Source organism: Burkholderiales bacterium, from assembly GCA_036262035.1.
Classification (GTDB): Bacteria; Pseudomonadota; Gammaproteobacteria; order Burkholderiales; family SG8-41; genus JAQGMV01.
This window is the reverse complement of the sequence record DATAJS010000013.1, coordinates 78,446-90,865: the sequence shown is the minus strand read 5'-3', so window position 1 is coordinate 90,865 and position 12,420 is coordinate 78,446. Positions and strand designations below refer to the sequence as shown.

At 67.7% G+C, this 12,420-nt stretch carries 14 protein-coding genes and 1 pseudogene; 9 read left to right on the top strand and 6 right to left on the bottom strand.

Going from position 1 to position 12,420, the window contains the following annotated elements:
* Positions 1 to 10: 10 nt before the first annotated feature.
* On the bottom strand, positions 11 to 301 hold the full coding sequence (locus tag VHP37_15860; protein ID HEX2827828.1) for a hypothetical protein: 291 nt from the start codon (positions 299 to 301) through the stop codon (positions 11 to 13).
* Between the two features lie 33 nt (positions 302 to 334).
* The gene (locus VHP37_15855) at positions 335 to 1,303 is read right to left on the bottom strand and encodes a D-2-hydroxyacid dehydrogenase family protein (GenBank protein HEX2827827.1); all 969 of its coding nucleotides are present in this window, start codon (positions 1,301 to 1,303) and stop codon (positions 335 to 337) included.
* A gap of 129 nt (positions 1,304 to 1,432) precedes the next feature.
* Between VHP37_15855 and VHP37_15850 the strand changes: the two genes are divergently transcribed.
* On the top strand, positions 1,433 to 2,206 hold the full coding sequence (locus tag VHP37_15850) for an SDR family oxidoreductase (GenBank protein HEX2827826.1): 774 nt from the start codon (positions 1,433 to 1,435) through the stop codon (positions 2,204 to 2,206).
* Positions 2,207 to 2,296: 90 nt separating this feature from the next.
* Here the strand turns inward: VHP37_15850 and VHP37_15845 are convergent, their stop codons facing one another.
* Together VHP37_15845 and VHP37_15840 are read right to left on the bottom strand one after the other, a co-directional pair.
* Complete coding sequence (locus VHP37_15845) at positions 2,297 to 2,791, bottom strand: glycine zipper 2TM domain-containing protein (protein HEX2827825.1); 495 nt, start codon at positions 2,789 to 2,791, stop codon at positions 2,297 to 2,299.
* Between the two features lie 35 nt (positions 2,792 to 2,826).
* Positions 2,827 to 3,033 carry a hypothetical protein gene (locus VHP37_15840; GenBank protein ID HEX2827824.1) on the bottom strand — a complete coding sequence of 69 codons (207 nt, stop codon included), beginning with the start codon at positions 3,031 to 3,033 and terminating at the stop codon, positions 2,827 to 2,829.
* A gap of 129 nt (positions 3,034 to 3,162) precedes the next feature.
* On the opposite strand from VHP37_15840, the gene VHP37_15835 reads away from it, so the two are divergent.
* Positions 3,163 to 3,624, top strand: a complete 462-nt coding sequence (locus VHP37_15835; protein ID HEX2827823.1) for a DUF4383 domain-containing protein — start codon at positions 3,163 to 3,165, stop codon at positions 3,622 to 3,624.
* 75 nt (positions 3,625 to 3,699) lie between these two features.
* On the opposite strand, the gene VHP37_15830 is transcribed toward VHP37_15835, so the two are convergent.
* A complete protein-coding gene (locus VHP37_15830) occupies positions 3,700 to 4,854 on the bottom strand; it encodes a methionine aminotransferase (protein ID HEX2827822.1) in 1,155 nt (384 codons plus the stop codon).
* Positions 4,855 to 4,967: 113 nt separating this feature from the next.
* Positions 4,968 to 5,861, bottom strand: coding sequence for a DUF6279 family lipoprotein (locus VHP37_15825; GenBank protein HEX2827821.1), 894 nt, complete (start codon positions 5,859 to 5,861; stop codon positions 4,968 to 4,970).
* Between the two features lie 251 nt (positions 5,862 to 6,112).
* Here VHP37_15825 and VHP37_15820 point away from each other — a divergent pair, with 251 nt between their 5' ends.
* From VHP37_15820 to VHP37_15790, 7 genes and pseudogenes are all read left to right on the top strand, one after another.
* Positions 6,113 to 6,412, top strand: coding sequence for a hypothetical protein (locus VHP37_15820; protein HEX2827820.1), 300 nt, complete (start codon positions 6,113 to 6,115; stop codon positions 6,410 to 6,412).
* A gap of 58 nt (positions 6,413 to 6,470) precedes the next feature.
* A pseudogene (locus VHP37_15815) lies at positions 6,471 to 6,743 on the top strand (peptide ABC transporter ATP-binding protein).
* Positions 6,744 to 6,937: 194 nt separating this feature from the next.
* Positions 6,938 to 7,219, top strand: a complete 282-nt coding sequence (locus tag VHP37_15810; protein ID HEX2827819.1) for an ABC transporter ATP-binding protein — start codon at positions 6,938 to 6,940, stop codon at positions 7,217 to 7,219.
* 126 nt (positions 7,220 to 7,345) lie between these two features.
* On the top strand, positions 7,346 to 9,292 hold the full coding sequence (locus VHP37_15805; protein ID HEX2827818.1) for a hypothetical protein: 1,947 nt from the start codon (positions 7,346 to 7,348) through the stop codon (positions 9,290 to 9,292).
* Positions 9,289 to 10,035, top strand: a complete 747-nt coding sequence (locus VHP37_15800) for a hypothetical protein (GenBank protein HEX2827817.1) — start codon at positions 9,289 to 9,291, stop codon at positions 10,033 to 10,035. Before VHP37_15805 ends, VHP37_15800 begins: the two co-directional genes overlap by 4 nt.
* Entirely contained in the window at positions 10,022 to 11,410 is a 1,389-nt protein-coding gene (locus tag VHP37_15795) for a hypothetical protein (GenBank protein ID HEX2827816.1), read from the top strand. The genes VHP37_15800 and VHP37_15795 overlap by 14 nt, the downstream gene beginning before the upstream one ends.
* A 2-nt stretch (positions 11,411 to 11,412) precedes the next feature.
* On the top strand, positions 11,413 to 12,420 hold the full coding sequence (locus VHP37_15790; GenBank protein HEX2827815.1) for an AAA family ATPase: 1,008 nt from the start codon (positions 11,413 to 11,415) through the stop codon (positions 12,418 to 12,420).

Genomic DNA, 12,420 nt, shown 5'->3' with positions numbered 1-12,420 from the left:
TGCAAGAGGTTCAGTGCTGCTGTTTCTGCTGCTGCTGCTGCTGTTGTTGCTGTTGCTGCTCGGCCTGCAGCGCGGCGATGACGCGCTGGCGCTTCTCTTCGACGTCCTTGGCGAAGCCGGGGTGGCGCTGCTCGACGAAGCCGGTCGCGAGACCGAGCTTCAGCAGCGCGACCGCGAACACCGCTGCGAGATCGTCCAGGTCGGGGCTCTGCTTGGCGAGCTGCATCGCTTCTATGGTTTCGTCGAAGAGCTGCTGCATTGCATCGTGCAGCTCGCCTTCGAACAGCTTGGATTCGGCCATCGGTCGGGGGACGTGCGGGTAGGAGCCCGCAGTTTAACGCAGCACCACCCGATTGACGAGCTTCACCGGCCTGCCCGCGGCCCAGGCGGCGGCGTTCTCGAACGCTTCGCCGAAATAGAGCTCGTAGGTGTCGCGCTCGAGCCACGCGGTGTGCGGCGTGCAGAGCGCGTTGGGCAGACGCAGCAGCGGATGGTCGCCTTCGAGCACCGGCTCGTCTTCGTAGACGTCGACCGCGGCGTAGCCCGGACGGCCGCGCGCCAGCGCCGCTGCGAGCGCGCCGTGCTCGATCAGCTCGGCGCGCGCGGCGTTCACGAGCATCGCGTCGGGTTTCATCAAAGCGAGATCGGCGGCTTGCACCAGACCGCGCGTCTCCTTCGTCAGCCTCACGTTGAGGCTCAGCACGTCGGCGCGCGCGAAGAGGTCGCGCTGGTCCTCGGCGAGCTCGTACCCCAGCTCGCGTGCGTCTCGCAGTGAGTTGTAGCGCCCCCACACGAGCACGCGCATGCCGAACGAGGCGCCGGTCGCGGCGACGAGCTTGCCGATCTTGCCCAGACCGAAGATGCCGAGCGTGCGGCCGTGCAGCCCGAGGCTGAACGAGCGGCGGAACTCGCCGCGCTTCATGAGCGCGGTCTCTTCGGGGATGTGACGCAGCGTCGACAGGATGAGCGCCCAGGTGTGCTCCGCGACCGTATACGGCGACGCATGCGTGCCCGCCGCGATCGCGATGCCGCGCTCGGTGCACGCGGCGGCGTCGATGTGGTGCGTGCTGCGGCCGGTCTGGCTGAACAGCTTGAGCTTCGGCAGCGCCGCGATCAGCTCGCGCGTGAAATTCGTGCGCTCGCGGATCGGCACGACGATGTCGGCGTCCTTCAGCATCTCGACGGTGCGCTCGAACGGCGGCGCCGCGTCGGTGTAGACGCGCACCTCGTGACCCGCGAGGTGCTTCATGCAGTCGAGCGTCGTGACGACGCCGTGGTAGTCGTCGGGGATGGCGATGATCATTTTCAAGGGCGTGAACGGGTGAATGAGTGAACGGGCGTTTCGAGCGGGTTTACCCGTTCACTCGTTCACCCGTTCACGGATTTTCATTGTGACACAATCCGCCGCACTCACTTTCGGGAGGAAATGCAGATGGAGCTGGGATTGCGTGGCAAGGTCGCCGCGGTGACGGGCGGCAGCGAAGGGATCGGGCGGGCGACGGTGAAGCGGCTCGCGGAGGAAGGCGCGAGCGTCGCGCTGTGCGCGCGGCGCGCCGACGTGCTGAACGCGTTCGCCGACGAGCTTCGCAAGTCGGGCGCGAAAGTGCTCGCGATCGTGGCCGATGCGACCAAGCCCGGGGACCTCGAGCGTTTCATCGACGAGACGGTGCAAGAGTTCGGCCGTCTCGACATCGTCGTCAACAACGCCGGCGGCACGGGACAGGACCCGTTCGAGAAAGTCGCCGACGAGGCGTGGCAGAAGGACCTCGACGTCAAGGTGTTCGCGCACATCCGCACCACGCGCGCGGCGGTGCCGCACATGAAGAAGCAGGGCGGCGGGCGCATCATCAACCTGAACATGGTCGGGGCCAAGCAGCCGTTCGCCGGCTCGTTCCCGACGACGATCAGCCGCGCCGCGGGCCTCGCGCTCACCAAGGCGCTGTCGAAGGAATATGCCGCCGACAACATCCTCGTGAACGCGGTCGCGGTCGGCAAGATCAAGTCGATGCAGCAGGAGCGGCGCGCCGCGCGCTCGGGCATCCCGGTCGCCGAGCACTACGAGAAGACCGGCAGGACCGTCCCGCTCGGGCGCATGGGTGAAGCCGAAGAGGTCGCGAACGTCATCGCGTTCCTCGCGTCGGATGCGGCGAGCTACGTCACGGGATGCTGCATCAACGTGGATGGGGGCGCGTCGGGAGTTCTCTGAGCAAACCGGGATCTGACCCCGAAAAGGCCGGGGTCAGATCCCGATAAAAAACGGCACCCGGGGGTGCCGTTTTTCGTTTCGCGCTTGGGGCTAGCCCGCGTAGACCTGCCCGTTCTCCACTCTCACGCGATCGCCGACGCGGATGTTGTTGTGCTGGTCCTGGACGAAGGTCTGGTAGCTGCCGTCGTCCATGCGCACGCGGAAGCGGTACTGGCTGTTGGCCTGGTTGCCGCGCACGCGCTGCTCGACCTGGTGGCCGATCACGCCGCCCGCGACCGCGCCGCCGACCGTCGCCGCCGCGCGGCCGGTGCCGTGGCCGATCTGGTTGCCCAGCACGCCGCCCGCAATCGCGCCGCCGATCGCGCCGATCCCCGGGCCGCTGCGCTGCTCGACAGGCACCACCTCGACCGCTTCGACGTAGCCGTACTGCGCGTACTGCGCCTGCGGATAGGCCGGGTACTGGCCGGCCGGATATTGAGATTGGGCCTGCGGATACGAGCCGTCCGAATAAGGCGGCGTCGTACACGCCGCGAGTCCGAGCGCGGCGGCCGCCGCCACGAAGGTGATGCGCTTGCCGGGTTTCATGATGTCGTCTCCTCGAAGTCTGATGGGGTGCCGGCTCAGATCCGTGTCTGGCGCTGGCGGCTGATGCCAGGACCGAACAGGCGCACGCTGCGTTCCGAGCCGGCGCTTGGCGAGCCGGTCGCCTCGGGCACAGTTGCGGGCGTATCGCCGACGCGCTGGGTCAGAACCGCGGTTTCGATCACCTCCGGCTTCTTCTGCGAGGGATCGCACGCGGTGAGCCCCATCGCGAGCGCGAGCGACATGCCGATTCGAGCCACTGCAATCATGTCTTTCACGATGCAACGCCCGTTCCCGTCGAGGTTATTTCCGGCACGCTAAATGCAAACAAATGCCGGACAAGGGCTTACGGCCCGACCTTCGAGGAGATCGACGTGACTGGACGCGCATTCGCGCTCGCTATCGGCATCGTGTTTCTGGCCATAGGGGTGCTCGGCTTCATCTCGCCGCTCGTCACCCCCGCGCCCGAGCAGGCGCCCGACGTGCGCTTCACCTACTACTACGGTTACCTGTTCGGCATTCTTCCGGTGAATTACTTCGTGAACCTCGTCCACATGGCGATGGGTGCATGGGGCATCACGGCATCGCGCAGCGCCGGCGGCTCGCGCGCCTACGCCAAGACCATCGCGGTGATCAGCGGCGCGCTTGCGATCGTGGGCCTCGTGCCGGCGCTCAACACACTCTTCGGGCTGGCGCCGGTCTACGGCAACGACGTATGGCTGCACGCGATCGCGGCGATCGCGGCGGCGTTCTTCGGCTGGCTGACTCCGCGACCAAGCATCTTCGCGGAGGACGACGTCGCGCTGAAGTCGCCGCTGCGCGGCGCTCGCCGATGAACGCCGCTACGCGCGGCGCTCGCCGATGAACGCCAAGGAGGGCACCTGCGGTTCCCTCCTTGAACCTCCCTCCCTCTAAATACCGCGCAGGATCTCGGCGCCCTTGGCGAGCGTCTCTTCTGACTTCGCGAAGCAGAAGCGAAGCACGCGGTGCGCGGGCGGCTCGCGATAGAACACCGAGACCGGAATCGAAGCGACGCCGAGCTCCCGCGTGAGGCGCACCGCGAGATCGGTGTCGCGCTCGTCGCTGATGGCGTCGTAGCAGAGGTTCTGGAAGAAGGTCCCGCGCGAGGGCAGCGGCTTCCAGCGCGAGCCTTGCAGACCCGCGAGAAAGAAATCGCGCTTCTTCTGATAGAACGCCGCGAGCGCGAGATAAGCGTCCTTCTCCTTCATGTATTCGGCGAAGGCGTATTGCACCGGACCGTTCGCGACGAAGCAGTTGAACTGGTGCACTTTGCGGAACTCGAGGGACAGCTCCCGCGGCGCGAGCACGTAGCCGGTCTTCCAGCCGGTGACGTGATAGGTCTTGCCGAACGAGGAGACGATGAAGCTGCGCTCCGCGAGCTTCGGATAGCGCGCCACGCTCTGGTGCGCGTGCCCGTCGAAGACGATGTGCTCGTAGACCTCGTCGCTCACCACGACGATGTCGGTGCCTTCGAGCAGGCCTTCGAGCATGCGCAGGTCCTCGGACGAGAATACGCTCGCGGTCGGATTGTTCGGGGAGTTGATCACGATCATCCGGGTCCTGGGCGTGATCGCTTCCTGCACCGCCTGCCAGGGGATCGCGTAGTCGGGATAGGTGAGCTGGACGTAGACCGGCTTGCCGCCGTTCACCTCGATCGCCGGCGCATAGCTGTCGTACGCGGGCTCGAACAGGATGACTTCGTCGCCCGGGCGCACCATCGCCGCCACCGCGGTGAAGATGCCGTAGGTCGCGCCGGGGACGACGGTGATCTCATCCTCGGGATCGTACTTCGCGCCGTACAGCGATTCGACCTTCTCCGCGATCGCATCGCGCAGCGCCGGGATGCCCGCCATCGGCGGGTACTGGTTCAGCCCCGAGTTGAGGTACTTGGTGAGCAGCGCGCGCAGCTCAGGCGCGCAGTCGAAATCGGGAAAGCCCTGCGACAGATTGATCGCACCGTGCTCGGCCGCCAGGCGCGACATGATGGTGAAGATCGTGGTGCCGACATTCGGCAGCTTGCTGCGGATGGTGCCGGAATAGTGCATTCGAGTGTTGAGTGTTTAGTGTTGAGTGAGGGAGTCTACGGCAAGTCTCCCGGTTTTCACTCAACACTCACAACTCAACACTCAACACTCGCGGCGGCCGGAAGGCCGACGTGTCAGCGCGCGGCGGTGCGGCTCGAGCTGCTTTTGCCGGCGAGCTGCGTGAAGTCCTCGATGTAGCCCTGCATTTTCGCGATCGAGGCGGTGCGCTGCTCGGCGCTCATCGACTTGTCGAGCGCGACGAAGATGTCGGCCCGCTTCTGCCACCACGCGTCGAGGCGCTTCTGCTCGTCCGCGGTGCGGCCCTTGTCCCAGTTCGCGAGGTAGTCGCCGACGAGCCTGGTGAAGCGCTCGCGGTCCTCGTTGCGATGCTGGAGCAGGGCGATGAACTCCTTCTGGCGGCGCAGGCGCTCGGCGTAGCGGAACTGGTCGATCGGCGGGAGCTCGCGCACCATCGCCGCGACCCGCGTCTCCTGCGCGTCGGTCAGCGGGGTCAGCCACTCCTTGAACGTCTTGACGACTTTCTTGGCCTCGACCTCGGCGCGCTCCTCGGCGCTGCCGTTGACCTTGTTCTCCTTCACGTACTTCCTGTTGTCCTTCTCCCACTTCTTCTGGAGGTTCTCGATCTGCGCGGGGGTGAGCGTCGCGAGGAAAGCGGCGGCCTCCGGCGCGCCCTGCCGTGCGGCGGTCCGGACCCGGGTACGCAGCCCGTCGACGAACCACAGCACGTCCTGACGGGCGATGCCCTGTTTCACCTTGCCCTGCGCGGTGTGCAGGAAAGCGGCGTACTCGGGAAGCTGCTCGTTGCGGTGCCACGCATAGAAGCGGCCGAAGCGGGTCGAGAATTCCTGCTTCTGCTGGCCGTCCAGATCGAAGTACTCGTCCGCCATCCAGGCGGCGAGGGTGTCGGCCTGGTTGTAGCCGAAACGCGTGAAGCTGCAGGCAGTTGCGACCAGGGCCGCGAGCACGATGGCGAGACCCAGGCGTACGGCGCTAAAACGGTTGCTCACTTATGTTGTCTCCTCGGTGGCGGAACGACTGTCTACAGGCAAGCGCGTCCGGGGAAAGTTCCGGATTTTTCGAATATTTTTGGGCGCAGCAGGAGCCCGGAGCCGTAGGCTCGGGGAAGCGGTGTCCGGCCGGCGCGGGCGACCGTTCGCCATGTCCCCTCCCTGGTTGGTTTTTCGTACCGCGCGCCTACGATATGCCTGCCGCGGCCGTTAGGCAACGCGGCCGTACCTACATCCACAAGGAGAACAACATGTCCCGCGCCCGTCGCAACCGTTTCATCGCCGTCTCGGCCTTCCTCGCCGCGCTCGCCCTGCCGGCCCCGGTCCTCGCGCAGTCGCCCGGCGTGCCGACCGGCGTGTCGCAGGCCTGGCAGGAGCTCTTCACCGTGAGCCAGAAAGACAAGCGCGGGCTGATGTTCTACGTGCGCGGCCAGCAGATCGGCGGCGGCGTGGTCCGCGTCATCGGCAACGACGCGGTCGAGGTGCGCAACCAGACCTACGGCCGCATCATCATCCGCCTCGATCACATCGACGCGGTGGCCGCTAACTGACCGGTCTCGACCACAGCGTCGAGAGGGCCGCCGCGGCCGGCGCGAGGACCGCGGCGGCGTGCCGAAGCCGACGGTGCAGACGCGCACGGCCCGGTCCGCCGCGGCGCGCGACGGTCACGATGTCCACGCGCTCGAAGGCGACGCGCTGAAGGGCTATCGCACGGCGGTGCAGGCGGTCTTCCAGGATCCGTGGGAGCCGCTGGTATGCAACCAGCGCGTCTCGGACGGCGAGATCACGGCGCGCGTCGGCGAGGCGCTCGCCTTGGTCGGACTGCGCGCGCAGCAGGCGAACCTGTATCCGCACGAGTTCAGCGGCGGTCAGCGCCAGCGCATCGCGGTGGCGAGCGCGCTCGTCTCCAAGCCGAAGCTGATCATCCTCGACGAGCCGGTGTCGGTGCTCGACGTGTCGATCCGCGCGCAGATCAATGAACCTGCTCGTCGACCTGCAGCGGCAGTACGACGTGAGCTATCTCCTGATCGCCCACCATCTCGCGACCACGCGCTACATGGCGAGCGAGGTCGCGGTTGTACCTGGGGAAGATCGTGGAGAAGGCGAAGACCAAAGAGCTCTTCCGCCATCCGCTGCATCCCTATACGAAAGCGCTGTTCTCGGCGGCGCTGCCCGCCCATCCCGACGAGACGCGCGAGGAGATCATCCTCAGCGGCGAGGTGCCTTCCCCCATCAACCCGCCGTCCGGGTGCCGCTTCCATCCGCGCTGCCCCTACGCGATGGCCCGATGCCGCGAAGCGGTCCCGGAAGAAAAAGAGATCGCGCCCGACCATCGGGTCGCGTGCCATCTGTACTGAGGTCCGGTTAGCGACGCAGTCCTCGCGCGGGCCCGTATCGATGCGGGCTCGCCGCCGTCGGCGGTCCTGCGAATAATATGCAGGTCCGGGCGCCAGCCTGTGGCGACCCGCGAAGAGGTGAATCCGATGACGGAGCACGAGGTACGCCGCGCTCGACGTCGACGCCGATCGGCCTGCGGCCTCCTCGCGCTGTGCCTGTTCCTGGCCATGCTGCCGCCGGTCGCGTCGGCCGCGACGATCCTGATCGAGCCCCGGGTCGGCTTCCACGGCGTGTTCCAGTTGGGCCGCCCGTTTCCGCTCGAGGTCGGCCTGGAGAACATCGGCGCTTCGACGGAAGGCATCCTGGAAATCGGGGTTTGGAAAGGCGGCCCGGAGCAGGGCGGTGCGGCGTACCAGGCCTTCCATCGCCGCGAGGTCTTTCTGCCCGCGCGCTCGCGCCGCAGCGTCGAGCTCACCGTCGACCCGGACGTCCTCAACCGCCCGCTCGAGATCCGCTTTACCGGCGCATCGGCGTCGGCGTCGCGCGCCGTCGACCTGCGGCGTCACTTCACGCCCGCGCCGGTGGTATTGAGCCTGAGCGAGGGCAGCGCGATTCCCCTGACCTCGCTCGGCGCGTCGCTCACGAACCGCGTGGTCGCGGTGGGCGTCGCCGAATTGCCGCGGGATGCGCGGGCGCTGCGCGGCGTCTCTCACCTTGTCGTGTACGATCTGTCGCTGCGCGATCTGTCTCGCACGCAGAGTCTCGCGCTCGAGCACTGGCTCGCGGCAGGCGGCAGGATGGTGATCATCGGCAGCCTGAACTACACGCTGTACCAGGCGCCGCAGCTCGCACGTTTTCTTCCGGTGCGGGTGCACGGCGTCAAACGCACCGCCTTCACCGCGCACGTCGGCGCGGACCCCTTCGATGCCATCGGCGGCGTGTGGACGCAGACGGCGACGCTCGTGAAGGGGCGGCTCGTGAGCGAGGCGGAAGGCCTGCCGCTCATCGTCGAGAGCGATTGGGGCAGGGGCAAGGTGGCGTATCTCGCCGTCGACGCGGGCCGTCCGCCGCTCTCAACGTGGAACGGCCTGCCGCGATTCCTGCAGGACCTGCTGGCTACGCGTCCGGTGGAGAGCGCGTCCCTGGAGACGCAATGGACCGATTCGATCTTCTCGCAGGCGCTGCTCAGTCCGTGGTTCGTGTCCACGTACCTGCCGGGCCGCTCGCTCTTCTTCGCCATCGCCGGATACCTCGCGGGCCTCATCGTGCTCGTGCGCCTGTGGCGGCGCTGGCGCATGACCCCGCGCAAGCTCATCCTCGCGTGCTGCGGCTGGATCGGCTGCACCGCCGTCGCCGGATATCTCTACTTCAGCCGTGGTGAGCGCTCGCCGGAAGGCGTGCTCCTGACGGCGAGCGTCATGGAAGACGCCGGGGGCGGTTACGTCGACGCGCAGAGCAACCTCGCCTTGTTCTCGACTCGGCCGCACGACTACAGTCTCGCTTTCGGGCAAGCGTGGGTGGATGCCGTTCCGCGTCTCCGGACGGCCGCCGCGCAGCCGGCTCCGTCGCTCGTCTACCGGCACGGCGCCGGGACCACGCGCGTCGAGGTCCCGCTGAAGGCGTGGGACTACAAGCTGCTCCGCGCGCGTCACGTGGAGCGCCTGCAGCTCGCGGCTGCGATCGTGCAGACCCAGGGTGAGCTCGTGCTCGACGTTCTCAACCAGAGCGGCAAGGATCTCACCGACTGCTGGCTGGTCGCGCCCGGCCTGCACGTCGCTCTGGGCAACCTGCCGGCCGGCGAGCGATGGAAGAAATCGTTCGCGCTGCCCGACGCCGCCGCGGATCCCGCGAGACGCACCGAGCAAAGCCTGCGCGAGATCAGGTTCAACGACAAGCCGCGCGACGTGCTCTTCCAGGCGTCGTTCTTCCCGGAAGGAGGCACGCAAAGCTTCTCGCGCAACGGCGCCGCGCTCTTCGTCGGGTGGTTGAGAGAGCCCGAGCCGCGCTTCGAGACCGGCGAGGCGCGCGTGCGCGTGCAAAGCTACGCGCTCTACCGCGCGATCGCGCCGCTCGCCGGACCGGAGGACGAATGAATCCGGTCCTGCGCGAGAACTTCGAGGTGTTGTTCGAGGAAGGCAACGTCCTGACGGTCTATTTCTACCTGCTCGTCTTTCTCGCGCCGGCCGCTTTCGGCGCGCTCTGGACGCAGTCGCTGGGCGAGCAGATGTGGAGAGGCTCGGCCATGCTGCTCGAGATCTGCGCGTCCGCGGCGCTCGCGCTGATCGTGTATTTCGCGCTGCGGCTCGCGAACCACGAATACGCGTCGCGGCGCTTCAAACCGCTCGAAGAGTGGCTGCGCGGCGGCCCTCGCGCGCTTCGAGTCGTGGCGAGAGGCCGCGTCGCGGCGCTGCTCGCGCACCTGTCATGTCTCCTGCTGCTGAGCACGCCGATCCTCGTGTGGGCGGCGGCGATTTCCCACACGCCGCTCTTCGTTCTCGCCGCCGCGCTGGCGCTCATCTTTTTCTACGGCTTCTGCTACGGCGTGTGGGGACTGGCGGCGTCGGTCCTCTGGGAGCGCGAGCGGGAGACCCGCCAGTTCGCCATTCGCTGTTTCACGCTCGTCGTGGTCGTGGCGGCGCTGGCGGTTTACCTGCCGCTCGATCCGGTGGTCTATCTGCTCGCCGTGCTGGGACGCGAAGAGCCCGCGCCGTTCAGGGTCGCCGGCGTCAGCGCCTCGGCGCACGTGCTCCATTTCGCTTTTCACCTTGCGCTCGCCGGCTCGGGGCTCGTCGCGCACCGCTGGGCGTTGAAAAGGGTGACGCTTGGACACCGCTAGCGAAACGCTCGAAGCGCGCCTCTCGCGCCTGCTGGGCTGGGAGCGGCGCAAACGGTACGAGGCCACGCTCGTCGTCGCGCTGTTCTATACGTTTCTGGCAGCGCTTGCCGTGCCGCTGTTCGTGACGCTCCCTTCCGGTTGGGCGTGGGCGCCGCCCGCGGCGATGTTCGCCGCGATCGCACCGTATCTGCTCTACGCGCGACGCTGGCGTGAGCCCGATACCACGCGAGCGCTGGCGGCGCTGGACAGGAAGCTGCACCTGGACGAGCGCGCCACCACCGCATGGGAGCTTTTGCGGCGCGACGAGACGAAAGCGGTGGCGCTGCTCGTGCTGCGCGAAGCGGCGGACAGAATGCGCAGCTTCGATCCGCGGGCGCTCTTTCCGCGCGCGTGGGGTTGGCACGCGTGGCTGCTCCTGCCGATCTTCGCGCTGTGGCTGGCGATGCTGCACTTCGACACGCGGTTCGGCATCCACGGCGTCTCGCCGCGACAGCAACCCGCGCTTGCACGCGAGCTGCGCGAGCTCGCGCGCGAGCTTGCGCAGAAGGCGCAAAGCGAAGCGCTGCCCAAAACGCTCGCCGCTGCGCGCGAGCTGGAGAAGATCGCGCGACGCGGCCTCGAGACCGGGACCACGCAGGACGGGCTCGAGCGCGAGCTCGGCGACTTTCGTAACAAGCTGGCGTCTCAAACAAGCGGCGGACGAGACCCCGGCACGCTGCCGACGAGCCGCCGCGAGCTTTCCGACCTGAGGGCGGAGCTCGAGGCCGCGCGCGAATCGTTCAACGCAGGGGACAGCGAAGCGCAGGACTGGCAGCAGCGCCTCGCCGGTCTGACCCGCTTGCAGAAGCAGCTCGACGCGCCGCGGGGCGGCTCGCGGGAGCTCTCGCGCGGCGAGCTGAAGGCGCTGGTGGACAAGCTCGAGCAGGACGCGACCGCCGAGCTCGACCGGCGAGCGCTCGCCGACGCGGAGCAGTCGCTCAAGGCGCTGACGCAGCGCGAGCGCGGTCGGCCCGGCGACCCCCGAGGCCGCGCCGGCGGCGACGACCCGAAGAAGGACGGACGCGCCGAGCGCTGGGATCCGAACATTCCCGGCAACTCGCCGGGGAACGCGCCCGGAGAGAAACGTGGCGCGCCGTCGCTGCCGGAAGCGCAAGGCGCACGCCGCGCCCAGCTCAAAGGCGAGATCGGCGAAGGCGAGCGCAGCTCCACGTTCTTCAAGGCGGTGCCGAAGCCCGGCACCAGCCGGCTCACGCGCGACGAAGTCATCACGAGCTATCGGCGCCAGGCGGAAGCGGAGCTCGCGACCGAACGCATCCCCGAGGACCTCAGGGACACCGTCAAGAACTATTTCCTGTCACTGGAACAGACGAAATGAACATGGAATCGATCGAAGACGTCGAGCGGCGCATCGAGCGCGCGGGCCGCAGCTTCGCGGAGCTCAAAGCCGAGATGGCGCGCACCATCGTCGGCCACGAAGCGCTGATCGAGCACGTGTTCATCGCGCTCGTGTGCGGCGGTCACTGTCTGCTCGAAGGCGTCCCGGGCCTGGGCAAGACGCTGATCGTGCGCAGCCTCGGCGAGACGCTCGGCCTGTCGTTCTCGCGCGTGCAGTTCACGCCGGACCTGATGCCGGCGGACATCACCGGCACCAATCTGCTCGCCGACGACGCGTCGGGGCGCAAGATCTTCGCGTTCCAGAGCGGCCCGATCTTCGCCAACATCGTGCTCGCCGACGAGATCAACCGCGCGACGCCCAAGACTCAGTCGGCGCTGCTGGAAGCCATGCAGGAAAACAGCGTGACCGTGGGCGGCAAGGCGCATCGCCTGGAGAGCCCGTTCATGGTGCTCGCGACCCAGAATCCGCTCGAGATGGAAGGCACCTATCCGCTCCCGGAAGCGCAGGTCGACCGCTTCTTCTTCAAGCTCCTGCCGGAGTATCCCAATCGCGAACAGCTCTCGCGCATCGCCGACCTCACGACGGCCGCCCCGCCGGAGCCGCTGAACGAGGTGATGGACGGCGCGGCGATCCTCGCCATCCGCCGGTGGGTGCGCGAAGTGCCGCTGGCCGAAGCGGTGAAAGACTATGCGGTGCGCCTCATCCTCGCCACCCACGCCGGCCGCGATACGAGCGGCGTTGGCGTCGAGCTCGCGCGCCGCTTCGTGCTGTACGGGGCGAGCCCGCGCGGGCTGCAGGCGCTCATCCTCGCGGCCAAGGCGCGCGCGCTGCTCGCGGGCCGGCCCAACGTGTCGTTCGAAGATATCCGCTCGATGGCGGTACCCGGGCTGCGTCACCGGCTGATCCTGAAGCTCGAGGCCGATGCCGAAGGCGTGAGCCCCGAACAGGTGCTCGCCGACGTCGTGCGGCAGGTGCCCGAAGTGCCGTGA